Below are 831 nucleotides of genomic sequence, written 5' to 3' on the forward strand. Positions count from 1 at the left end.
CATTTCCTTTTCAATGTCTTTCTCGTCCTTCTGTGCTTCTTTATGATGCTTGACCATCCTATTTCTTACCAGAGTTGAGCAATCAAAAGCACCGCTTGATATACGATTCCCAATGGCTACACGGTCGCAAACCACACGATTGCGGAACTGATAAAGAGTGCGTAATGTCTTAAGATCGGCGGAGTCTGGTTCAAATAATGCACATGAGCCTGGCTCATAGAAACGTTTGGCATAATAAGCTATCATTTCCGCATCAGCCTTATCGTCTTTAATACGCTTCAATCCTGACCCGTACTTGATTTTCAATGCGCTTTCGAGCCAGATTTTCATTCCCTTGGCATAAAGATATTCGCAGAGTCCAATACTGCACGTGCCTGTGTGCTCACCACAGAACAACACCAAGGAAGAGTCAAATGAACGTCCCAGTTCCGAAGTATTCTTTACCCATTTGGTAAGTTTGAGGTAGCCCGTTTTTGTATTAGGGAACTCACTTTCGCCCATAACTCCTTGATCCATTAGGAGACAAGCATTGAATTTTTCCTTTGAAAAATCAATGCCTACGTAGATAGTTACATCATTTCTCATTACCTTTGCATCTAATATTATACATCAAGGTCAGCCTATATAACTGCTGCATCTAAGACTTTACTTAGGCTCAGAGCCTATCATTCTATTTGGAGTTCAGTTATAAACCCACAGAGCCCACGACACACCTAAGGCTCAAAGCCTGGTCAAAAGATTGGATTGCTCTGTGGGGAGGTTGACTTCCTTTAAACAACAAAGGTAAGAACAATCTCATTTTTAAGCTGAATCAGAGATGAACTTTTTATA

The 831-nt window shown here is 41.2% G+C and carries 1 protein-coding gene; it reads right to left on the bottom strand.

Annotated features, from left to right (window positions below; genetic code table 11):
- Nucleotides 1–585 (bottom strand): IS110 family transposase (locus tag KM934_RS12850; RefSeq protein ID WP_215761024.1); only part of this gene is annotated, 585 nt, incomplete at its 3' end.
- Nucleotides 586–831 lie beyond the last annotated feature (246 nt).

The organism is Hallella faecis (genome assembly GCF_018789675.1).
Taxonomy (GTDB): Bacteria; Bacteroidota; Bacteroidia; order Bacteroidales; family Bacteroidaceae; genus Prevotella; species Prevotella faecis.